The following is a 21,862-nucleotide window of genomic DNA, read 5'->3' on the forward strand; positions in this document are numbered from 1 at the left end:
AAAACAACAAGGCCCGGATTGTACCGGGCCTTGGGTAAAACATCAGCCTGCAACCCATACCGCTCATTGAAGTGATTGAATCCGTGGCGAGGGAGCTTGCTCCCGCTGGGCTGCGCAGCAGCCCCCTTCTTATGGGCGCTTCGCACCCAAGCGGGAGCAAGCGCCCTCGCCACAATGAATCAGGTGAATCCCTCGCTTTCGATCAAGCCTTCACGAGCTTCATAAGCCAGCCGCACCGGGGCGAACGAGCGCCGGTGGATCGGCGTTGGTCCCAGGCGCGCCAGGGCTTCCAGATGAACGGGGGTCGGGTAGCCCTTGTGGCTGCCGATGCCGTAGCCCGGGTAGATCAACTCGAAGGCGCTCATTTCCCGGTCACGGCTGACCTTCGCCAGGATCGAGGCCGCCGCGATGGCCGGCACCTTACCGTCGCCCTGGATGACCGCTTCGGCGCGCATAGACAGTTTCGGGCAGCGATTGCCATCGATCATCGCCAACTTCGGCGTGATGTGCAGGCCCTGCACCGCACGCTGCATGGCGAGCATGGTGGCGTGCAGGATATTGAGCTCATCGATTTCTTCGACTTCGGCCCGGGCGATGCACCAGCTCAGGGCTTTCTCGCAGATTTCGTCGTAGAGTGTTTCGCGACGGGCTTGTGTGAGCTTCTTCGAGTCATTGAGCCCCAGGATCGGCCGGTTCGGGTCGAGAATCACCGCCGCCGTCACCACCGCGCCGCACAATGGGCCGCGCCCCACTTCATCGACACCAGCCACCAGCTCTTCCACTTCGGCGACCAGGTTGAAGTCCAGGCCCATCTGTAGCTTTACGTTGCTCATGGTTTTGCGCCGATCAGGGTCAGTACCGCGTCAGCCGCCTGGTTGGAGGCATCGCGACGCAGGGTACGGTGAATTTCGTCAAAGCCCCGCGTCTGTTCCTCGCCGCCGTCGATCAAGGGCGAGAGCGTGGTGGCCAGCGCCTCGGCGGTCGCATCGTCCTGCAGCAGCTCCGGCACCAACAGGCGTTGGGCCAGCAGGTTCGGCAAGGACACGTAGGGACTCTTGACCATGCGCTTGAGAATCCAGAACGTCAGCGGCGCCAGGCGATAGGCGACCACCATCGGGCGTTTATACAACAATGCCTCAAGGGTAGCAGTGCCGGAAGCAATCAACACCGCATCACAGGCCGCCAACGCGTCATGGGAACGGCCGTCGAGCAACGTCACCGGCAAATCGCGACCGACCAGCAGGGCTTCCAGCTGGACGCGACGCTGAGGACTGGCACACGGCAGGACAAAACGCACATCAGGACGCATCGCCCGAAGGCGTTCGGCGGCGTCGAAGAACAAGCCACCCAGGCGACTCACCTCGCCGCCCCGGCTACCGGGCATCAAGGCCACCAGCGGCCCGTCGGGCAAGCCCAACGCCTGGCGAGCCGCCTCGCGGTCGGCCTCCAGGGGAATGGTATCGGCCAGGGTGTGCCCGACAAACCGCACCGGCACGCCCTTCTCTTCGTAGAACCTGGCCTCGAACGGCAGCAGCGTCAGCATCAGGTCGCAGCCTTCGCGGATCTTCAGCACTCGCTTCTGCCGCCAGGCCCAGACCGACGGGCTGACGTAGTGCACGGTCTTGATCCCGGCCTGACGCAATTTGAGTTCGATAGTGAGGGTGAAATCCGGCGCATCGATGCCGATGAACACATCCGGTTTTTCTTCGATCAGGGTCTGGATCAGTTTCTTGCGCCGGGCCAGCAGCTCGCGCAGGCGACCGAGCACTTCCACCAGGCCCATCACCGACAGGCGCTCCATCGGAAAATAGGAGATCAGGCCTTCGGCCTGCATCAATGGCCCACCGACCCCGATGAATTCCACCGCAGGGTGCTGCGCCTTGAGCGCTCGCATCAGACCCGCACCCAGAATGTCACCGGAAGCCTCTCCCGCCACCAGTGCAACGCGCACGTTAGCCATGGTCAGCGAGTGATGCCGCGGGTCGAAGACTGGATGGAGTCGCGGAAGATCGCGACTTCCGGGTGTTGCGCCGACGCCTCGGCCAGTTCGGCGAGCGCCTGCTCGACGGTCAGGCCCTGGCGGTACACCACCTTGTAGGCGCGACGCAGGGCCGTAATCGCCTCTTCGCTGAAACCACGACGGCGCATGCCTTCGAAGTTCATGCTGCGGGCTTCCGCCGGGTTGCCGAACACCGTGACATAGGCAGGGACGTCCTTGCCAATGGCGGTGCCCATGCCAGAGAAGCTGTGGGCGCCGATATGGCAATACTGGTGCACCAGGGTGAACCCGGACAGGATCGCCCAATCGTCCACGTGCACATGGCCGGCCAACGCGGTGTTGTTGACCAGGATGCAATGGTTGCCAATCACGCTGTCATGGCCGATGTGTGCGTAAGCCATAATCAGGTTGTGGTCGCCCAGGGTCGTTTCGGAACGATCCTGAACAGTGCCACGGTGAATCGTCACGCCTTCGCGGATCACGTTGTGATCGCCAATGACCAGACGGGTTTCTTCACCTTTGTACTTGAGATCGGGCGTGTCCTCGCCTACCGAAGAAAACTGGTAGATGCGATTGTGCCGACCAATCCGGGTCGGTCCCTTGAGAATTACGTGGGGACCGATCACCGTACCCTCGCCGATTTCCACACCTGCGCCGACAATCGACCACGGGCCGACCTCGACATCGGCGGCCAGGACGGCCGTCGGATCGATGATTGCGCGAGGGTCAATCAAACTCATAGTTTGCGTTCCGCACAGATGATTTCAGCGGAGCAGACTGGCTTGCCGTCGACCGAAGCCTGGCATTCGAATTTCCAGATCTGGCGCTTGCAACTGATGAACTTGGCTTCGAGGATCAACTGATCGCCCGGGGTGACCGGCTGGCGGAAGCGCAGCTTGTCGGAGCCGACGAAGTAATAGAGCGTGCCGTCGGCAGGCTTGACGTCGAGCATTTTGAAACCAAGGATCCCGGCAGCCTGGGCCATCGCCTCGATGATCAATACGCCCGGCATGATGGGATGCGCGGGGAAGTGACCATTGAAGAACGGCTCGTTGATGCTGACATTCTTATAGGCGCGAATGCGCTTGCCTTCAACGTCCAGGTCCACCACCCGATCCACCAGCAGGAACGGGTAACGGTGAGGCAGGTATTCGCGAATCTCGTTGATGTCCATCATTTCGGGGGGAAGCCTATGTAAAGATTGGAAGCGCACGAGTGACGCGCACTCCGCTAGCAAATCAAGATGCCCTAACGGCTGTGCACACTTGATATGGAAATGGTATCAGCCATCTGATGAAGCATTACCGCCAGGGGTCACGTCCCCTACACGCTTTTCCACCTGCTTGAGGCGCCGCGCGATGTCGTCGAGCTGGCGGATACGCGCCGCGCTCTTGCGCCATTCGGCTGCCGGTTGCATGGCTGTGCCGGAAGAATAGGCGCCCGGCTCGGTAATCGAGTGGGTCACCATGGTCATCCCGGTCAGGAATACGTTGTCACAGATGTCGATATGACCCACCAGGCCCACGCCACCGGCGAGCATGCAGTGCTTGCCGATCTTGGTGCTGCCAGAGATGCCCACGCAGGCGGCCATGGCGGTGTGGTCACCGACCTGGACGTTGTGGGCGATCTGGATCTGGTTGTCGAGCTTGACGCCATTGCCGATGACCGTGTCGGCCAGGGCACCGCGGTCGATCGCGGTGTTGACGCCGATCTCCACGTCATCGCCGATGGTGACACCACCGATCTGGGCGATCTTCTGCCAGATGCCTTTCTCGTTGGCAAAACCGAACCCTTCGCCACCCAGCACGGCGCCGGACTGGATCACCACCCGCTTGCCGATGCGCACATCGTGATACAGGGTGACCCGTGGCGCCAGCCAGCCGCCTTCGCCGATCTCGCTGCGTGCGCCAATGAAGCAATGGGCGCCCAGCGTGACGCCGGCACCAATTCGGGCCGCGCTTTCGATGACCACGAACGGGCCGACGCTGGCGGTAGGGTCCACCACGGCATCTGCGGCGATCACGGCACTGGGATGGATACCGGCGGCCGATGTCGGCTTGGGATCGAACAGATGGGAAATGCGGGCATACGCCAGGTACGGATCGGGCACGATCAGGGCATCGCCGGCAAACCCATCGGCATCAGCGGCCTTGAGCAACAGGGCGGCCGCCCGGCTGTCGACCAGGTACTTGCGGTATTGAGGGTTTGCCAGAAAGCTCAACTGAGCTGGGCCAGCCTCTTGCAAAGTGGCTAGCCCAGTAATTGTCTTCTCCGGGTCGCCACGCAGGGTGGCGCCGAGGAACTCGGCCAACTGGCCGAGCTTGATAGTCGCTGTCATGGATTACTTCAGCTGATTCATGCGCTCGATCACTTGGCGCGTGATGTCGTATTGAGGCTTGACATCGATCACTGCGCCACGCTCGAACACCAGGTCAAAACCACCTTTCTTGATGACTTCTTCCACCGCGCTATCGAGTTTCGGTTTGAGTTGCTTGAGCATTTCGCGGTCGGCAACAGCTTTCGCTTCGTTCAGTTCCTTGGACTGGAACTGGAAGTCACGGGCCTTTTGCTTGAATTCAAGCTCCAGCCGCTCGCGCTCGCCCTGGGCCATCTTGTCGCCACCGGCGACCAGACGATCCTGGATGCCCTTGGCACTGCTTTCCAGGCCTTTGAGCTTGGTCAGTTGCGGACCGAATTTCTTCTCGGCATCCACGGCGTATTTCTTCGCCGCGTCGGATTCCAGCAGGGCCATCTGATAATTCAGCACGGCAATCTTCATGTCGGCAAAAGCCGGACCTGCGACCAGTACGGTCGCCAGGAGAACCAATTGAGTCAACTTACGCACGATGCACTCCTACAAAATCCATTGTCGTTATCTTGGGTCAGACGCTTAGAACGTCTGGCCGAGGGAGAATTGGAACACTTGGGTTTCAGCGTCATCCGGTTTCTTGATCGGCATCGCCAATGCGAAGCTCAAGGGACCCAGCGCGGTGACCCAGGTCACGCCCACACCGACGGAACTGGCCATGTTGCTCAGGCTGATGTCGTTGCACTGAGTATCGGACCTGGTGCCGTTGGCGTTGGTAGTGTCGCTGCACTTGGAGTCGAATACGTTACCCACGTCCCAGAATACCGAGGTACGCAGGGAACGCTGATCCTTGACGAACGGCATCGGGAAGAGGACTTCCAGACCACCCTGGATAAGGACGTTGCCACCGAACGGAAGCGGATCCTGGTCCGGGTCGGCAATGGTACCTGGATTGTTGCCTCGGCTCGGCGTACTGCGCGGGCCCAGGGTACTGTCCTTGAAGCCACGTACCGAGTTGAAACCACCGGCGTAGTAGTTCTCGTAGAACGGCAGGCCATCGGTCGAGCCGTAGCCGTCACCATAGCCCAGCTCGGTGTGCAGGCGCATGGTGTAGTTATCGGACAGTGGCTGGAACAACTGGCCACGGTAGTCGAGTTTGAAGAACGACAGGTCACTGCCTGGCGTAGTCGTTTCCAGTACCAGGCTCTGGGAATGACCACGGGTCGCCAGCACGCCCTTGTTCAGGGTCGACTCGGACCAGCCGGCGGATGCCTTGAAGTTCAGGTAGCTGTCGCCTTCCTTGTTAACGAAGTCGAAGATCTCGTCGACGGTGTAGCGACCGGTGTTGATCTTGTCCTGCTGGGCGGTGAGGCCGAAGGTCAGGCGCGAGGTCTCGCTGATCGGATAGCCGATGTTGGCGCCGACACCGTAGCTGTCCACCGCATAGCTGGAGATATCGGAGTCGAGCTCGTCGTAGTCGGTGGTGCGATAGAAGGCGTTGTAGCCCAGGCTCACACCATCAGCGGTCCAGTAGGGGTCCACGTAACCGAAGTTGTAGCGGGTCTGGTATTCACTGCGGGTCAAGCCGATGCTGACCTTGTTACCGGTACCCAGGAAGTTGTTCTGGGTAATGGAACCACCGAGGATCAGGCCGGCGCTCTGGGCGAAACCGACGCTGGCGGTGATCGAGCCGGAAGCCTGCTCTTCGACGCTGTAGTTCACATCGACCTGGTCATCGACACCCGGCACGGCCGGCGTCTCGACGTTGACTTCCTTGAAGAAGCCCAGGCGCTCCAGGCGGGTCTTGGACTGGTCGATCAGGTAGGTCGACGCCCAGCCACCTTCCATCTGGCGCATTTCACGGCGCAGCACTTCGTCCTCGGACTTGGTGTTGCCACGGAAATTGATGCGGTTGACGTAGGCACGCTTGCCCGGGTCCACGGCGAAGGTGATGTCGACAGTGTGGTCTTCATCGTGTGGCTGCGGCACGCCGTTGACGTTGGCGAAGGTGTAGCCCTCGTTACCCAGGCGGCGGGTGATCAGCTCGGAGGTGGTGGTCATCAGCTTGCGCGAGAACACCTGGCCCTTCTGCACCAGCAGCAACGACTTGACCTGGTCCTCGGGAACCTTCAGGTCACCGCTGAGCTTGACGTCACGAACGGTGTACTTCTCGCCTTCGTTGACGTTGACGGTGATGTAGACGTGCTTCTTGTCCGGGGTGATGGACACCTGGGTCGAAGCGATGTCCATGTTGATGTAGCCACGGTCCAGGTAGTAGGAGCGCAGGCGCTCCAGGTCACCGGAGAGTTTTTCACGGGCGTACTTGTCGTCGTTCTTGAAGAACGACAGCCAGTTGGTGGTCTTGAGTTCGAACAGGTCGATCAAGTCTTCATCCGGGAAAACCGTGTTGCCCACCACGTTGATGTGCTGGATGGCCGCCACGGTGCCTTCGTTGATGTTGACCTTCAAGCCGACGCGGTTGCGCGGCTGCGGCACCACTTCGGTGTCGACGGTGGCCGAGTAGCGGCCCTGGGCAACGTACTGGCGCTGCAGCTCGTTACGCACGCCTTCGAGGGTGGCGCGCTGGAAGATCTCGCCTTCGGCCAGGCCGGACTGCTTGAGGCCCTTCATCAGGTCTTCAGTGGAGATCGCCTTGTTGCCTTCGATCTCGATACTGGCGACCGACGGGCGCTCGACTACCGTGATGACCAGGACATTGCCGTCACGGCCCAGCTGGATATCTTGAAAGAAGCCGGTCTTGAACAGCGCACGCGTGGATTCCACCAGGCGCCGATCATCCGCCTGCTCGCCGACGTTCAACGGCAAGGCACCAAAGACGCTACCCGCGGAGACCCGCTGGAGGCCATTGACGCGAATATCAGAGATAGTGAAGGACTCGGCGTGAACTTCGGCGATCATCAATACGGTGAGAACCGCAGTTAGCAGCAGACGTTTCATGAAGTCCTTTCTTATTCCAACTGGCAATAAACAAACTGCCGCAAAATGCGGCAGATTCGCAATTCAGCGAAGCGTTACAGACGACCCAGATCGTTGACGAGGGCAAGCAACATGACCCCGACCACCAAGCTGATGCCGATCTGTATCCCCCAACCTTGCACCCGATCCGACAAGGGACGACCACGCGCCCACTCGATCAGATAAAACAGCAGATGCCCCCCATCCAGTACCGGAATGGGCAGCAAATTCAGAACCCCCAGGCTAATGCTCAGATAAGCAAGGAAATTCAGGAAATCAGCGACGCCCGACTGGGCAGAAGCGCCCGCCACTTTAGCAATGGTTATCGGTCCACTCAAGTTTTTTACCGAGAGCTCGCCGAACAACATTTTCTTGAGCGAGTCCAGCGTCAGGATGCTCATGGTCCAGGTACGACGCGCACCCTCGCCAATCGCCGCCACCGGGCCGAAACTGACCTCGCGGATCATTTCCGGTGGCCAGTCGACCGCCTTGACGCCCGCCCCCAGGTAACCGGTCGGCGCCTTGCTCTCGCCACGGGCGGCCAGGGTTACCGGGACGTCGATTGGAGCACCGTCGCGCTCGATGCGCAGCACAATTTTGGTATCAGGACGTACACGAACCGAATCGACCACCTGCTGCCAGTCGCTGACCGGCTGGCCGTCGAGGGCCAGCAACCGATCGCCGGTCTTCAGACCTGCCGTCTGGGCCGGGCCTTTCGGGTCGAGTTCGGCGAGGATCGGCGGCAAGGCCGGACGCCACGGCCGGATCCCCAGGGAGCGGATCGGATCCGGCTCGTCCGCGCCCTTGAGCCAGTTGTCCAAAATGAGTTCGCGAGGCGAATCCACTGTGGAGCCTTGCTCACGCACCATCAATTGCAACGAACCGCTCTCACCCAGGCGACGCACCAACTGCAGATTGACCGCCGCCCAGCCCGATGTCGGCTCGCCATCGATGGCGACGATTTCCTGCCCGGCACCCAGCCCGGCACGGGCGGCAACGCTACCGGCCTCTACCCCACCGATGACCGGGCGCACCTGTTCGCTGCCCAGCATGGCCAGGCCCCAGAAAAACACCATGGCCAGCAGGAAGTTGGCAATCGGCCCCGCCGCGACGATGGCAATACGCTGACGGACGGTCTTGCGATTGAAGGATTGATCGAGCTGATCGACCGGGACTTCGCCTTCGCGCTCGTCGAGCATCTTGACGTAGCCCCCCAACGGGATGGCCGCCACGACGAACTCGGTGCCTTTCTTGTCGTGCCAGCGCAGCAATGGCATGCCAAAGCCCACGGAAAAACGCAGGACCTTGACGCCACAGCGACGCGCAACCCAGAAATGACCGAATTCGTGAAAAGTGACCAACACCCCCAAGGCAACCAGGGTGCCGACAATCATATAGAGCGCGCTCATCTGTTTTCTCCGCAATCCTGTCCAGGGCAACCCTGGCTAACGTATCGCAGCTTCAACGCCCGTGGCGCTGCAGCCATTGGCCCGCCAACTCACGAGCCCTGGCATCCGCCGTAAATACTGTATCGAGGTCATCGACCGAAACCACGGCCTCGAGATTCAAGACTTCCTCGATGATACTCGCGATCTCGAGGTAACGGACACGTCCATCGAGAAACGCGGCAACGGCCACCTCATTGGCAGCGTTCAACATGGCCGGCGCACTGTTGCCCGCCTCGGCCGCCTGGCGCGCCAGGCGCAGGCAGGGGAAGCGCTGCTCATCGGGCGCCTGGAAGTCCAGGCGAGCGACAGCGAACAGGTCCAGCGGCGCAACGCCCGAATCGATACGCTCCGGCCAGGCCAGGGCATTGGCGATCGGGGTGCGCATGTCCGGGTTCCCCAACTGGGCCAGCACGGACCCGTCGACGTAGTCCACCAGGGAGTGAATCACGCTCTGGGGGTGAATCACCACCTCGACCTGCGACGGCTTGGCATCAAACAGCCAACAGGCCTCGATCAGTTCCAGGCCCTTGTTCATCATGCTGGCCGAATCCACGGAAATCTTGCGCCCCATGGACCAGTTCGGATGGGCACAGGCCTGTTCGGGTGAAACATGCGCCAATTCTTCCAGCGGCGTCTGCCGGAACGGACCACCGGAGGCTGTCAGCAAAATCCGCCGGACACCCACCGCACCGAGACCACGGGAGAAATCCCGCGGCATGCATTGAAAAATCGCGTTGTGCTCGCTGTCGATCGGCAGCAGCACCGAGCCGCTCTTGCGTACAGCTTGCATGAACAGCGCGCCGGACATCACCAGCGCCTCTTTATTGGCCAGCAGGATCTTCTTGCCGGCCTCCACCGCCGCCAGGGTCGGACGCAGGCCCGCCGCACCGACGATCGCCGCCATCACGGCGTCGACTTCAGGGTCGGCAGCCACTTGGCAGAGCCCCTCCTCCCCCACCAGCACACGGGTTTGCAGGCTGGCTGCGCGCAGATCGTCCTGCAACGCCCGCGCCACGCCAACCTCAGGTACCACGGCAAACCGCGGCGTGTGGCGAATGCACAACGCCAGCAATTCGCTCAAACGCGTGAAGCCGCTGAGGGCGAACACCTGGTAGCGCTCCGGATGTCGGCCAATGACGTCCAGCGTACTGAGGCCAATCGAACCGGTCGCACCAAGGACAGTGATCTGCTGGGGGCGACTCACGATGCCGCCATCCACAACAGCACGGCAAAGATCGGGATCGCGGCAGTCAGGCTGTCGATGCGATCCAGCACACCACCGTGACCGGGCAACAGGTTACTGCTGTCCTTGATCCCGGACTGACGCTTGAACATGCTTTCGGTCAGGTCGCCGACCACCGACACAAATACGATCAGGGCGGCGCCAATAAGGCCCATGAACAGTTGCGCGACCGTCCAGTCCCGCACGAAACCGACTACCGTGGTGATCACCAGGCTCAAGGCCAAGCCACCATAGACCCCTTCCCAGCTCTTGCCAGGGCTGACTTTCGGCGCGAGCTTGCGCTTGCCGAAGGCCCGACCGGAGAAGTAGGCGCCAACGTCGGCCCCCCAGACCAGCACCATCACGGCCATGATCTGCCAGTTGCCCAACGGGCCTTGCTTGATCCAGATCAGCCCCTGCCAGGCCGGCAGCAGGATCAACAGACCGATCACCAGCTTGGTCGCCGTATTGGCCCAATGATGCGTCGTCCGTGGATAGGTCAGGACCAGGAAGGTCGCCGTCGCCCACCACAGCACCGAGGCACCCAGCACCCAAGGCGCGAGGCCGGGCACCACATACATGATGAACAGCATGGCCGCCACGGCCGTCGCATAGGTCACGCGCGCCGCCTGCGCAGGAAAACCCGCCAGCCGCGCCCACTCCCACGCGCCCAAGGTCACGACCAGCCCGATGAACAGCGCAAAGCTGCCACCTTCGAGCAGGAAGAAACCAGCCAGGGCGATAGGCAACAGGATCAAGGCGGTGATGATTCGTTGTTTAAGCATTAAACCCGGGCTCCAGCTTCGATCTGCTCGCTCGTTTTACCGAAGCGACGCTGACGGGAAGCGAAATCGGCCAGTGCGGTGCGCATGGCTTCGTGTTTGAAGTCCGGCCAGAACAGGTCGGAGAAGTACAGCTCGGCATAAGCCAACTGCCAGAGCAGGAAGTTGCTGATGCGATGCTCGCCACCGGTACGGATGCACAGGTCCGGCAATGGCAGGTCACCGGTCGCCAGGCAGGTCTGCAACAGCTCAGGGGTGATGTCTTCCGGGCGCAAGTGTCCGGCCTGGACTTCCCGCGCCAGCCGCTGGGCAGCCTGGGCAATGTCCCACTGGCCGCCGTAGTTGGCGGCGATCTGCAGGACGAACCGATTGGTGCCCGCCGTCGCGGCCTCGGCCTCGCGCATCGCAGCCTGCAATTCAGGATGGAAGCGCGAGCGATCACCAATGATGCGCAAGCTGATCTTGTTGTCGTTGAGGCGCTTGGCCTCACGACGCAGGGCCTTGAGGAACAAGTCCATCAAGGCGCTGACTTCATCGGCCGGCCGCTGCCAGTTTTCGCTGGAGAAGGCGAACAGGGTCAGCACCTCGACCCCCGCCTCGGCGCACACCTCGATGACCGCACGAACCGCATCGACCCCCGCCTTGTGCCCGGCGACGCCAGGCATAAAGCGTTTCTTGGCCCAGCGGTTGTTGCCGTCCATGATGATCGCCACGTGGCGCGGAACCGCGAACGGCACGGCCTGCTTGGTCTTTTCCATGAAAACGAGACCCTTATACGGCCATCAGGTCTTTTTCTTTCTGCGCCAAATCCGCGTCGATCTTAGCCACGTACTTCTTGGTCAGGTCGTCGATTTCGCCAGTGGCGCGACGCTCTTCGTCTTCGCTGATTTCCTTTTCCTTGACCAGATCCTTGAGCTGGCTGTTGGCATCGCGACGGATGTTGCGCACCGCAACGCGAGCGTCTTCAGCCACATCGCGAGCCTGCTTGGTGAAACCACGACGGGTTTCTTCAGTCAGGGCCGGCATGGAGATCAGCAGCAATTCACCCAGGTTGGTCGGGTTCAGGTTCAGGCCGGCACTGCCGATGGCCTTGTCCACGGCTGCGAGCATGTTGCGCTCGAAGGCCACGACTTGCAGGGTACGGGCGTCCTTGACGGTGATGTTGGCCACCTGCTTGATCGGCGTGTCGGCGCCGTAGTAAGGCACCATGACGCCTTCCAGGATGCTGGGGTGCGCCTGGCCGGTACGAATGCGACCGAAGTTGTGCGCCAGGGACTCCAGGGATTTCTGCATGCGCTGTTCAGCGTCTTTCTTGATTTCGTTGATCATTGTTGAACTTCCTCGATCAGTGTTCCTTCGGCGCCGCCATGGACGATATTCAACAGGGCACCGGGCTTGTTCATGTTAAAGACGCGCAGCGGCATCTTGTGGTCGCGGCACAGGCAGATAGCCGTCAGGTCCATGACACCCAGCTTGCGATCCAGCACTTCATCGTAGGTCAGATGATCGAACTTCTCGGCATGCGGGTCTTTGAACGGGTCAGCGGTATAGACGCCATCGACCTTGGTTGCCTTGAGCACGACATCGGCATCGATCTCGATCGCTCGCAGGCAAGCGGCCGAATCCGTGGTGAAGAACGGATTACCGGTACCGGCGGCAAAAATCACCACTTCCTTGGCGTTGAGGTGGCGCATGGCTTTGCGGCGGTCGTAGTGATCGGTCACGCCAACCATGGAAATGGCCGACATCACGATGGCCGAGATATTGGCACGCTCCAGCGCATCGCGCATAGCCAGGGCGTTCATCACAGTGGCCAGCATGCCCATGTGGTCGCCCGTGACCCGATCCATGCCGGCCGCGCTCAGCGCCGCACCGCGGAACAGGTTGCCGCCGCCGATGACCAGGCCGACCTGAACGCCAATCCCGACCAACTGGCCCACTTCCAGGGCCATGCGATCCAGCACTTTCGGATCGATCCCGAACTCTTCCGAGCCCATCAGGGCCTCGCCGCTAAGCTTGAGTAGAATGCGTTTATAGCGAGCCTGATAACCACTGCCCTGCTGAGCCATTGCGAATCTCTCCTGCGGCGTATGTGTTCAAAAAATTCTTTGCAAGCTGTTTGCAGCCTGCGTTCACTCTAGCTCGACGCTGACACAGCGCCATCGGAACACGGCTTTGTAAGCCAGTTCCGACAGGAAACCAATAAAAATCGGCATCCCCATCCGAAAAGAGGCTGCGCGCGTTAAGCGGGCAGCCTCTTCAGGGCGACAGTTATGAAAACCGTCTTATTGCTTGCTGGCAGCAGCTACCTGGGCAGCAACTTCAGCAGCGAAGTCATCAACCGGCTTCTCGATGCCTTCGCCTACTTTGAAGTAGGTGAACGAAACGATTTCAGCACCGGCTTTCTTCGCCAGGTCGCCGACCTTGACTTCCGGATTCTTGACGAAAGCCTGCTCAACCAGGCTGGCTTCGGCCAGGAACTTGGAGATACGGCCGCTGACCATTTTTTCTGCGATTTCAGCAGGCTTGCCTTTGAGCTTCTCTTCGTTCAGCTGCAGGAAGACGCCCTTCTCGCGCTCGATCGCTTCAGCCGAAACGTCCGTAGGCAGCAGGAACTCAGGGTTGGTAGCAGCCACGTGCATGGCGATGTCTTTCGCCAGCTCGGTGTCGCCGCCCTTCAGGACAACCGCAACACCGATCTTGTTGCCGTGCAGGTAGGTACCGACCACGTCACCTTCAACGCGAACCAGGCGACGGATGTTGACGTTCTCGCCAGTCTTGCCGACCAGTACCAGGCGTGCTTCTTCCTGGGCTTCGATCAGCGGGGCTGCGTCGGTCAGTTTGTCAGCGAAGGCCTTCTCGACGCTGGCAGCGACGAATGCCTTGAAGTCATCCTGCAGAGCCAGGAAGTCGGTCTGGGAGTTGACTTCCAGCAGAACGGCGGCCTTGCCGTCGTCCTTGATGGCGATGGCGCCTTCAGCGGCGACGTTGCCAGCTTTCTTGGCGGCCTTGATGGCGCCCGAAGCACGCATGTCATCAATGGCTTTCTCGATGTCGCCGCCAGCCTTGGTCAAGGCCTTCTTGCAGTCCATCATGCCTTCGCCGGTACGCTCGCGCAGTTCTTTGACCAACGCTGCAGTAATCTCTGCCATTTCAAAATCCTCTTGGATAGGTTTTCAACCATTCCACCCGACCGAACGGGCGTTCAATTCTTCCTGGAAAACCATTGCTTATAGGCCGCGGCAGGTTACAAACAGGTCACTGCGCTGGCGGCAAAGGGTTTTCGAGGTGGCAAAAAGGGGGCCAAGCCCCCTTTTTGCTTACTGAGTCAACGCCAGGGGCGTCAATTACTCAGCGGCTGCTGCCGGAGCTTCTTCAGCGAAGACTTCGGTGCCGCCATTCACGTTGTTGCGACCACGGATCACAGCGTCAGCCATCGAACCCATGTACAGCTGGATGGCGCGGATGGCGTCATCGTTGCCTGGGATGATGTAGTCAACGCCTTCCGGGCTGCTGTTGGTATCGACAACGCCGATGACCGGGATACCCAGCTTGTTGGCTTCGGTGATCGCGATGCGCTCGTGATCAACGTCGATCACGAACAGTGCGTCAGGCAGACCGCCCATGTCCTTGATACCGCCCAGGGAGCGGTCCAGCTTCTCAAGATCGCGAGTGCGCATCAGCGCTTCTTTCTTGGTCAGCTTGGCGAAAGTACCGTCTTCGGACTGGACTTCAAGGTCACGCAGACGCTTGATGGAAGCGCGAATGGTCTTGAAGTTGGTCAGCATGCCGCCCAACCAGCGGTGATCGACGTACGGCGAACCGCAACGTGCCGCTTCTTCGGCAACGATCTTGCCAGCGGAACGCTTGGTGCCGACGAACAGAATCTTGTTTTTGCCCTGGGCCAGGCGCTCTACGAAGGTCAGTGCTTCGTTGAACATCGGCAGGGTTTTTTCAAGGTTGATGATGTGGATCTTGTTACGCGCGCCGAAAATGTACTTGCCCATTTTCGGGTTCCAGTAACGGGTCTGGTGACCGAAGTGCACACCGGCCTTCAGCATATCGCGCATGTTGACTTGGGACATGATAGTTCCTTGATAAGTCGGGTTTGGCCTCCACGTATCCCAATGACCAACCAGCGGCTATATAAACCGAAGGCACCCAGGTCATCGTGTCGACACGTGTGTGGATTTAAGCTTACGGGGTCATCCCCGGAAAGCGGCGCATTTTATACCACAGCAAGGGCGAAAACGGAACACGGATTCTGAAAACCTCTGTGGCGAGGGAATTGTGGGAGCAAAGCTTGCTCGCGATTGGGGCAGGTCAGTCTACAACGGTGTCGACTGGTCTACCGCTATCGCGAGCAAGCTTTGCTCCCACTCGCTCTCGCCACAGAGTTCCAGGCCGGGAGCGCTTTGCCCCGATGGTCTGTTAGAATCGCGTTTTCAGGGCCGCGCTGGTCATCATCCGCCGCCCATTTCGTTTTGAACAGCGCCGTCGGGCGCAGAGAGAGCCTGTATGACCGTTACCCTCAAGACACCCGAGGACATCGCCAAAATGCGTGTCGCCGGCAAACTCGCCGCCGAAGTGCTGGAGATGATCGCCGACTACGTCAAGCCGGGCGTGACCACCGAAGAGCTGGACCGCATCTGCCACGACTACATCGTCAACGAGCAGAAGGCCATCCCGGCCCCGCTCAACTATAAAGGCTTCCCGAAGTCGATCTGTACCTCGATCAACCACGTGGTCTGCCACGGCATCCCCAACGAAAAACCGTTGAAGGATGGTGACACCCTGAACATCGACGTCACCGTCATCAAGGACGGCTATCACGGTGACACCAGCCGCATGTTCCATGTCGGCAACGTGCCGGAGTGGGCCCAGCGCCTGTCCAAGGTGACCCAGGAATGCATGTACATGGCCATCGAACTGGTGAAACCGGGCTGCCGCCTGGGAGACATCGGCGAAGTGATCCAGAAGCACGCGCAGAAGAACGGCTTCTCGGTGGTGCGCGAGTTCTGCGGCCACGGCATCGGCAAGGTGTTCCACGAAGAACCGCAGATCCTGCACTACGGCCGTGCCGGCACCGGCATGGAGCTGCAGGCGGGCATGACCTTCACCATCGAGCCGATGATCAACCAGGGCCGCGCCGACACCAAGGTGCTGGGCGACGGCTGGACCGCCATCACCAAGGACCGCAAGCTGTCGGCCCAGTGGGAACACACCCTGCTGGTCACTGAGACCGGCTATGAAATCTTCACCCTGCGTAGCGATGACACCATCGCGCGCGTTTCCGCCTGATCCGAACCCAGCCTACAGACCCGATAGATATAGATAGAAAGGAAAGCCATTCAATGCCGCAGGTGGATCCCGAACTCTTCGACCGCGGCCAGTTCCAGGCTGAACTGGCCCTGAAGGCAAGCCCCATCTCGGCGTTCAAGAAGGCGATCCGCCAGGCCCACGAAGTGCTCGACCAGCGCTTTCGCAATGGCCGGGACATTCGCCGGCTGATCGAGGACCGCGCCTGGTTCGTCGATAACATCCTGCAAAAGGCCTGGGAGCAGTTCGATTGGAGCGAAGACGCCGACATCGCCCTGGTGGCGGTGGGCGGCTATGGGCGCGGGGAGCTGCACCCTTACTCCGACATCGATTTGCTGATCCTGCTGGACAGCGCCGATCACGAAGTTTTCCGCGATTCCATCGAGCGGTTCCTGACGCTGCTGTGGGACATCGGCCTGGAAGTCGGCCAGAGCGTGCGCTCGGTGCAGGAATGCGCCGAGGAGGCCCGCGCCGACCTGACGGTGATCACCAACCTGATGGAAAGCCGCACCATCGCCGGCCCCGAGCGCCTGCGCCAGCGCATGCTCGATGTCACCAGCACAGAGCACATGTGGCCGAGCAAAGACTTCTTCCTGGCCAAGCACGCCGAGCAGAAGGCCCGTCACCACAAGTACAACGACACCGAATACAACCTGGAACCCAACGTCAAGGGCTCGCCCGGCGGGCTGCGGGACATCCAGACGATCCTGTGGGTCGCCCGTCGCCAGTACGGCACGCTGAACCTGCGCGCCCTGGCCGGCGAAGGTTTCCTGGTGGAAAGCGAAAACGCCTTGCTGGCCTCGTCCCAGGAATTCCTGTGGAAGGTCCGCTACGCCCTGCACATGCTCGCCGGGCGCTCCGAAGACCGCCTGCTGTTCGATCACCAACGCTCCATCGCCGGCCTGTTGGGTTTCGAAGGGCAGGATGCCAAACAGTCCATCGAAAACTTCATGCAGCAGTACTACCGCGTGGTGATGAGCATCGCCCAGCTCAGCGAACTGATCATCCAGCACTTCGAGGAAGTCATCCTCGCCCCCGAAGACGAAGAGCCGCCGCAGCCGATCAACTCACGCTTCCAATTGCATGACGGCTACATCGAAGCGCGCAACGCCAACGTGTTCCGCCGCACGCCCTTCGCCATGCTCGAGATCTTCGTGCTCATGGCCCAGCAGCCGGAAATCAAGGGCGTACGCGCCGACACCATCCGCCTGCTACGGGAAAACCGTCATCTGATCGATGAAGATTTCCGCCACGACATCCGCAACACCAGCCTGTTCATCGAGCTGTTCAAGTGCAGGATCGGCGTGCACCGCAACCTGCGCCGAATGAACCGTTACGGGATTCTCGGGCGCTATTTGCCGGAGTTCGGCTTCATCGTCGGACAGATGCAGCACGACCTGTTCCACATCTATACGGTCGATGCCCACACCCTGAACCTGATCAAGCACCTGCGTAAGTTGCAATACACCCAGGTGTCAGAGAAATTCCCGCTGGCCAGCAAGCTCATGGGCAAGCTGCCCAAGCCCGAGCTGATCTACATGGCCGGGCTGTACCACGACATTGGCAAGGGCCGCCACGGTGACCACTCCGAAATCGGCGCGGTGGATGCCGAGGCGTTCTGCCAGCGCCATCAACTGCCCCTGTGGGACAGCCGACTGATCGTCTGGCTGGTGCAGAACCACCTGGTGATGTCCACCACCGCCCAGCGCAAGGACTTGTCCGACCCGCAGGTGATCCATGACTTCGCCCAGATCGTCGGCGATGAAACGCGCCTGGATTACCTCTACGTGCTGACCGTGGCCGACATCAACGCCACCAACCCGAGCCTGTGGAATTCCTGGCGCGCCAGCCTGTTGCGCCAGCTCTACACCGAGACCAAGCGGGCCTTGCGCCGTGGCCTGGAAAACCCGGTGGACCGCGAAGAACAGATCCGTCGTACCCAAAGCGCGGCCCTGGATATCCTGGTGCGCGGCGGCACCGATCCGGACGATGTCGAGCAGCTCTGGTCGCAATTGGGCGATGACTATTTCCTGCGCCACACCGCCGGCGACGTGGCCTGGCACAGCGACGCGATCCTGCAGCAACCGGCCGATGGCGGGCCGCTGGTGCTGATCAAGGAAACCACCCAGCGCGAGTTCGAGGGCGGCACACAGATCTTCATCTACGCGCCGGACCAGCACGACTTCTTCGCCGTGACCGTGGCGGCGATGGACCAGCTCAACCTCAACATCCATGACGCCCGGGTCATTACCTCCAGCAGCCAGTTCACCCTCGACACCTACATCGTGCTCGACACCGACGGCGACTCGATTGGCGACAACCCGGCGCGGGTCAAGCAGATCCGCGACGGCCTCACCGAAGCCCTGCGCAACCCGGCGGACTACCCGACCATCATCCAGCGCCGGGTGCCGCGCCAACTCAAGCATTTTGCGTTTGCGCCCCAGGTGACAATCCACAACGACGCCCAGCGCCAGGTCACCGTGCTGGAACTCAGCGCCCCGGACCGCCCGGGCCTGCTGGCGCGGATCGGCCATATTTTCCTGGAGTTCGATCTGTCGCTGCAAAACGCCAAGATCGCCACCCTCGGCGAACGGGTAGAAGACGTGTTTTTCATCACCGACGCTCACAACCAGCCGCTGTCCGATCCGCAACTGTGCAGCCGCCTGCAGGAGGCCATCGTCCGGCACCTGAGCGTCAACCAGGAACCCGATGCTCACCTGACACGCATCAGCATCTGAACGAACAAATTTCCCGCTGTGGGAGCGGGCTTGCTCGCGAAAGCGGTGGGTCAGTCAGCATAATCATTCACTGACCCACCGCTTTCGCGAGCAAGCCCGCTCCCACATTGAACGAGGCCCCCGATGAATAACGCTTTGAACCAGTTGCAGCCCTACCCGTTCGAAAAGCTCCGCGCCCTGCTCGGCAGCGTCACGCCCAACCCCGACAAACGCCCCATCGCATTGTCCATCGGCGAACCCAAGCATCGCTCGCCCAGCTTCGTGGCTGAAGCCCTGGCCAGCAATCTGGAAAAAATGGCCGTGTACCCGACCACCCTCGGCATCCCGGAACTGCGTGAAGCCATCACCGGCTGGTGCGAGCGTCGCTTCAGCGTGCCGAACGGCTGGCTGGACCCGGCGCGCCATGTGCTGCCGGTCAATGGCACCCGTGAAGCCTTGTTCGCCTTCACCCAGACCGTGGTCAACCGAGGCGACGATGCCCTGGTGGTCAGCCCGAACCCGTTCTACCAGATCTACGAAGGGGCGGCGTTCCTGGCCGGGGCCAAGCCGCACTACCTGCCGTGCCTGGACGCGAACGGTTTCAACCCGGATTTCGATGCTGTCTCGCCGGACATCTGGAAACGCTGCCAGATCCTGTTCCTGTGTTCCCCGGGCAACCCGACCGGCGCGCTGATCCCGGTGGACGTGCTGAAAAAACTCATCGCCCTGGCCGATGAGCATGACTTCGTGATCGCGGCGGACGAGTGCTACAGCGAACTGTACTTCGACGAACAGACCCCGCCGCCAGGGCTGCTCAGCGCCTGCGTCGAACTGGGGCGAAAGGATTTCAAGCGCTGCGTGGTGTTCCACAGCCTGTCCAAACGCTCCAACCTGCCCGGCCTGCGCTCCGGTTTCGTCGCCGGCGACGCGGACATCCTCAAGGGTTTCCTGCTGTACCGCACCTATCACGGCTGCGCGATGCCGGTTCAGACCCAACTGGCGAGCATCGCGGCGTGGAACGACGAAGTGCACGTACGGGCCAACCGCGCGCTGTACCGGGAGAAGTTCGACGCCGTGCTGGAAATCCTCAGCCCGGTGCTGGACGTACAGCGTCCTGATGGCAGCTTCTACTTGTGGCCGAATGTAGCCGGCGATGATGCAGTGTTCTGCCGCGACCTGTTCGAACAGGAACACGTGACCGTGGTGCCGGGCTCCTACCTGTCCCGCGATGTGGATGGCGTCAACCCGGGCGCCGGGCGTGTGCGCATGGCCCTGGTTGCGCCATTGGCCGAATGCGTGGAAGCGGCGGAGCGGATCCGCGCGTTCATCCAGCGTCGAGGTTGATGGCTGTATCGGACTGAAGTGGATCGCTGTTGTGGCGAGGGAGCTTGCTCCCGCTGGGCTGCGTAGCGGCCCCAACAGCAACATCCGTACCGGCCATCACCTCTCCCTGTACAAATCCTCAGTGATGCCTAGGTTGCGCAATGCACCTATTTCGGTACACTTCATTCATGGTTGATATTGCCCCCATACTGAACGTACGTTTTTTCCGCACAGACGCTGGGAATGAACCCGTTCGCGAATGGTTGACTGACCTGCCTCGCGAGCACAGACGGATGATCGGAACTGACATCAAGACAGTTCAAATTGGTTGGCCGATAGGTATGCCGGTGGTTCGCAAGCTGGACACTGGGCTATGGGAGGTCAGGATTGACCTTGGAGATACGATTGCCCGTGTTCTCTTCACCGTGGTGGGCTCCGATATGGTTCTACTCCACGGCTTCATCAAGAAAAGTCAAAAAACGCCAGCCACCGACATGGCAACCGCCAAGCAGCGCAAAGCAAGATTATGAGGTACCGCAAATGAACAAGCATATTGGATCGGATTTTGACGATTTCCTCGCCGAGCAAGGCATCGCCGAAGAAGTTTCCGCCGCTGCGCTCAAACGCGTTATTGCCTGGCAGATTGCCGAAGCCATGAAGCTTCAGAAAGTGACCAAAAAGGCCTTGGCACAACGAATGCACACCAGTCGCACTGCTGTTGATCGTGCGCTGGATCAGAACGATGCAGGAATGACACTGGCAACGCTTGCCAGCGCAGCACGTGCGCTGGGTCAGAGAGTGGAAGTGCGGCTGGTTCCTGAGCAGGAAGGGGCTCACGCATAAATGCTGTTGTGGCGAGGGGATTTATCCCCGCTGGGCTGCGAAGCAGCCCCAAAGCAGTCCACTCAATCTGCCTGACACACCGAGGCGCCAGATTTTAGGGCTGCTGCGCAGCCCAACGGGGCGGTGCGACGTTTCGCTAAATTCCCTCGCCACAGGTCCAGTGTTCGGGATTTTTGTGTTTGCCTTTCGATTTATCGCGAGCAAGCTCGCTCCCACAGTGGACGGGTGTTGTACACAAAACTTGTGATCGACACCTGCCTCCTGTGGGAGCGAGCTTGCTCGCGATGAGGCCGGCACTTATTGCATCAAGTCCGAAGCTCTACCCGATCCAGGCACTTATTCGCCAACAACATCCCCAGCTCAATCATCTGCGCCACTCCCAAGGCTACATGCCGCCGCGAGCCGTCCAGGCCAAACGCCAGGTCGCTGAGCATCGCATTGGCCGAAGCCAGGGTTTCGCTGAGGTTGGCTAGCAGGGCTTCGGTATCAACGCTGTCCGAGACGGTGAACAACTGTACCGAAGGCTTGGGGTCTGACTCGCTGTCGTCAGGCTTGAGGTAATGATCCAGCGCACGATCAGCGGCTTCTTGCAGCTTTTCGGGGGCGTAGTCGCCGTAGGGGAACGTGGAGGCAGGTTTGGGTGAGGTTTGAGATTCTTTGGTCATGAAACTGCTACCTAGAGCTGAAGTATTGGAAGCCCTGCGCTTACATAGCGCAGAAGCATGTGCTCCTAGGGAATGTTCGGATTCTCACGTCCGGTCGCTGAATTGGCAGCGACACCCAGAGGCTAGAGCCCTCGCTTCCGACGGACAACCTTAAAAACTTGTCGGAAACTTCGGTGCGTCTGACAGACCACAATCGATTGCTCAGACAAGAAAAGAAACAAAACGTACTGCGATAAGCGAAACCATTGATTTCGTTGGCT

General features: G+C 60.6%; 21 protein-coding genes. 5 read left to right on the forward strand and 16 right to left on the reverse strand.

Annotated features, from left to right (window positions below; all coding sequences use genetic code 11):
* Positions 1-179: 179 nt before the first annotated feature.
* From rnhB to rpsB, 15 genes are all read right to left on the reverse strand, one after another.
* The gene (gene rnhB / locus BLO80_RS22600; RefSeq protein ID WP_092330641.1) at positions 180-833 is read right to left on the reverse strand and encodes a ribonuclease HII; all 654 of its coding nucleotides are present in this window, start codon (positions 831-833) and stop codon (positions 180-182) included.
* Positions 830-1,960 (reverse strand): lipid-A-disaccharide synthase, encoded by a 1,131-nt coding sequence (lpxB, locus tag BLO80_RS22605; protein WP_092330643.1) that lies wholly within the window; start codon positions 1,958-1,960, stop codon positions 830-832. The genes rnhB and lpxB overlap by 4 nt, the downstream gene beginning before the upstream one ends.
* A gap of 2 nt (positions 1,961-1,962) precedes the next feature.
* Positions 1,963-2,739, reverse strand: a complete 777-nt coding sequence (lpxA, locus tag BLO80_RS22610; RefSeq protein ID WP_003198252.1) for an acyl-ACP--UDP-N-acetylglucosamine O-acyltransferase — start codon at positions 2,737-2,739, stop codon at positions 1,963-1,965.
* Entirely contained in the window at positions 2,736-3,176 is a 441-nt protein-coding gene (fabZ, locus tag BLO80_RS22615; RefSeq protein WP_003184897.1) for a 3-hydroxyacyl-ACP dehydratase FabZ, read from the reverse strand. The genes lpxA and fabZ overlap by 4 nt, the downstream gene beginning before the upstream one ends.
* Before the next feature lie 105 nt (positions 3,177-3,281).
* A complete protein-coding gene (gene lpxD, locus BLO80_RS22620; RefSeq protein ID WP_092330646.1) occupies positions 3,282-4,337 on the reverse strand; it encodes a UDP-3-O-(3-hydroxymyristoyl)glucosamine N-acyltransferase in 1,056 nt (351 codons plus the stop codon).
* Positions 4,338-4,340: 3 nt separating this feature from the next.
* Positions 4,341-4,844, reverse strand: coding sequence for an OmpH/Skp family outer membrane protein (locus tag BLO80_RS22625; RefSeq protein WP_003184901.1), 504 nt, complete (start codon positions 4,842-4,844; stop codon positions 4,341-4,343).
* A gap of 45 nt (positions 4,845-4,889) precedes the next feature.
* Entirely contained in the window at positions 4,890-7,265 is a 2,376-nt protein-coding gene (gene bamA / locus BLO80_RS22630) for an outer membrane protein assembly factor BamA (RefSeq protein WP_092330649.1), read from the reverse strand.
* Positions 7,266-7,339: 74 nt separating this feature from the next.
* Positions 7,340-8,692 (reverse strand): RIP metalloprotease RseP, encoded by a 1,353-nt coding sequence (rseP, locus tag BLO80_RS22635; RefSeq protein ID WP_092330651.1) that lies wholly within the window; start codon positions 8,690-8,692, stop codon positions 7,340-7,342.
* Between the two features lie 52 nt (positions 8,693-8,744).
* Complete coding sequence (gene ispC / locus BLO80_RS22640) at positions 8,745-9,935, reverse strand: 1-deoxy-D-xylulose-5-phosphate reductoisomerase (protein ID WP_092330654.1); 1,191 nt, start codon at positions 9,933-9,935, stop codon at positions 8,745-8,747.
* Positions 9,932-10,738, reverse strand: coding sequence for a phosphatidate cytidylyltransferase (locus BLO80_RS22645; protein ID WP_092330656.1), 807 nt, complete (start codon positions 10,736-10,738; stop codon positions 9,932-9,934). Before BLO80_RS22645 ends, ispC begins: the two co-directional genes overlap by 4 nt.
* Positions 10,738-11,493: a polyprenyl diphosphate synthase gene (gene uppS, locus BLO80_RS22650; RefSeq protein WP_060739000.1), complete on the reverse strand. Its 756-nt coding sequence runs from the start codon at positions 11,491-11,493 to the stop codon at positions 10,738-10,740. Before uppS ends, BLO80_RS22645 begins: the two co-directional genes overlap by 1 nt.
* Before the next feature lie 13 nt (positions 11,494-11,506).
* Complete coding sequence (frr, locus tag BLO80_RS22655) at positions 11,507-12,064, reverse strand: ribosome recycling factor (protein WP_092330659.1); 558 nt, start codon at positions 12,062-12,064, stop codon at positions 11,507-11,509.
* A complete protein-coding gene (gene pyrH, locus BLO80_RS22660) occupies positions 12,061-12,804 on the reverse strand; it encodes a UMP kinase (RefSeq protein WP_024779012.1) in 744 nt (247 codons plus the stop codon). The genes frr and pyrH overlap by 4 nt, the downstream gene beginning before the upstream one ends.
* 216 nt (positions 12,805-13,020) lie before the next feature.
* On the reverse strand, positions 13,021-13,887 hold the full coding sequence (gene tsf, locus BLO80_RS22665; RefSeq protein ID WP_092330662.1) for a translation elongation factor Ts: 867 nt from the start codon (positions 13,885-13,887) through the stop codon (positions 13,021-13,023).
* Positions 13,888-14,082: 195 nt separating this feature from the next.
* Positions 14,083-14,820: a 30S ribosomal protein S2 gene (gene rpsB, locus BLO80_RS22670; RefSeq protein ID WP_003198231.1), complete on the reverse strand. Its 738-nt coding sequence runs from the start codon at positions 14,818-14,820 to the stop codon at positions 14,083-14,085.
* 433 nt (positions 14,821-15,253) lie between these two features.
* Here rpsB and map point away from each other — a divergent pair, with 433 nt between their 5' ends.
* The 5 genes from map (at position 15,254) to BLO80_RS22695 (ending at position 20,937) form a co-directional block, all read left to right on the forward strand.
* The gene (gene map, locus BLO80_RS22675; protein ID WP_053118843.1) at positions 15,254-16,036 is read left to right on the forward strand and encodes a type I methionyl aminopeptidase; all 783 of its coding nucleotides are present in this window, start codon (positions 15,254-15,256) and stop codon (positions 16,034-16,036) included.
* Between the two features lie 53 nt (positions 16,037-16,089).
* Positions 16,090-18,792, forward strand: coding sequence for a [protein-PII] uridylyltransferase (locus BLO80_RS22680; protein WP_092330665.1), 2,703 nt, complete (start codon positions 16,090-16,092; stop codon positions 18,790-18,792).
* A gap of 123 nt (positions 18,793-18,915) precedes the next feature.
* Entirely contained in the window at positions 18,916-20,115 is a 1,200-nt protein-coding gene (gene dapC, locus BLO80_RS22685) for a succinyldiaminopimelate transaminase (protein WP_092330667.1), read from the forward strand.
* A 167-nt stretch (positions 20,116-20,282) separates the two neighbouring features.
* Positions 20,283-20,624: a type II toxin-antitoxin system RelE/ParE family toxin gene (locus tag BLO80_RS22690; protein ID WP_170862084.1), complete on the forward strand. Its 342-nt coding sequence runs from the start codon at positions 20,283-20,285 to the stop codon at positions 20,622-20,624.
* A gap of 10 nt (positions 20,625-20,634) precedes the next feature.
* The gene (locus BLO80_RS22695) at positions 20,635-20,937 is read left to right on the forward strand and encodes an XRE family transcriptional regulator (protein WP_092330670.1); all 303 of its coding nucleotides are present in this window, start codon (positions 20,635-20,637) and stop codon (positions 20,935-20,937) included.
* Between the two features lie 305 nt (positions 20,938-21,242).
* On the opposite strand, the gene BLO80_RS22700 is transcribed toward BLO80_RS22695, so the two are convergent.
* A complete protein-coding gene (locus tag BLO80_RS22700) occupies positions 21,243-21,602 on the reverse strand; it encodes a DUF6124 family protein (RefSeq protein ID WP_092330672.1) in 360 nt (119 codons plus the stop codon).
* Positions 21,603-21,862: the final 260 nt, after the last annotated feature.

Origin of the sequence: Pseudomonas sp. NFACC56-3, from assembly GCF_900100025.1 — a bacterium.
Lineage (GTDB): Bacteria > Pseudomonadota > Gammaproteobacteria > Pseudomonadales > Pseudomonadaceae > Aquipseudomonas > Aquipseudomonas fluorescens_AA.

Coding starts and splice junctions, on each gene's coding strand:
- BLO80_RS22690 (WP_170862084.1), top strand. CDS start 20,283: ATGGTTGATATTGCCCCCATACTGAACGTACGTTTTTTCCGCACAGAC.
- lpxB (WP_092330643.1), bottom strand. CDS start 1,960: ATGGCTAACGTGCGCGTTGCACTGGTGGCGGGAGAGGCTTCCGGTGAC.
- frr (WP_092330659.1), bottom strand. CDS start 12,064: ATGATCAACGAAATCAAGAAAGACGCTGAACAGCGCATGCAGAAATCC.
- BLO80_RS22645 (WP_092330656.1), bottom strand. CDS start 10,738: ATGCTTAAACAACGAATCATCACCGCCTTGATCCTGTTGCCTATCGCC.
- uppS (WP_060739000.1), bottom strand. CDS start 11,493: ATGGAAAAGACCAAGCAGGCCGTGCCGTTCGCGGTTCCGCGCCACGTG.
- fabZ (WP_003184897.1), bottom strand. CDS start 3,176: ATGATGGACATCAACGAGATTCGCGAATACCTGCCTCACCGTTACCCG.
- rseP (WP_092330651.1), bottom strand. CDS start 8,692: ATGAGCGCGCTCTATATGATTGTCGGCACCCTGGTTGCCTTGGGGGTG.
- BLO80_RS22680 (WP_092330665.1), top strand. CDS start 16,090: ATGCCGCAGGTGGATCCCGAACTCTTCGACCGCGGCCAGTTCCAGGCT.
- BLO80_RS22695 (WP_092330670.1), top strand. CDS start 20,635: ATGAACAAGCATATTGGATCGGATTTTGACGATTTCCTCGCCGAGCAA.
- tsf (WP_092330662.1), bottom strand. CDS start 13,887: ATGGCAGAGATTACTGCAGCGTTGGTCAAAGAACTGCGCGAGCGTACC.
- pyrH (WP_024779012.1), bottom strand. CDS start 12,804: ATGGCTCAGCAGGGCAGTGGTTATCAGGCTCGCTATAAACGCATTCTA.
- BLO80_RS22700 (WP_092330672.1), bottom strand. CDS start 21,602: ATGACCAAAGAATCTCAAACCTCACCCAAACCTGCCTCCACGTTCCCC.
- rpsB (WP_003198231.1), bottom strand. CDS start 14,820: ATGTCCCAAGTCAACATGCGCGATATGCTGAAGGCCGGTGTGCACTTC.
- lpxA (WP_003198252.1), bottom strand. CDS start 2,739: ATGAGTTTGATTGACCCTCGCGCAATCATCGATCCGACGGCCGTCCTG.
- rnhB (WP_092330641.1), bottom strand. CDS start 833: ATGAGCAACGTAAAGCTACAGATGGGCCTGGACTTCAACCTGGTCGCC.
- lpxD (WP_092330646.1), bottom strand. CDS start 4,337: ATGACAGCGACTATCAAGCTCGGCCAGTTGGCCGAGTTCCTCGGCGCC.
- bamA (WP_092330649.1), bottom strand. CDS start 7,265: ATGAAACGTCTGCTGCTAACTGCGGTTCTCACCGTATTGATGATCGCC.
- dapC (WP_092330667.1), top strand. CDS start 18,916: ATGAATAACGCTTTGAACCAGTTGCAGCCCTACCCGTTCGAAAAGCTC.
- map (WP_053118843.1), top strand. CDS start 15,254: ATGACCGTTACCCTCAAGACACCCGAGGACATCGCCAAAATGCGTGTC.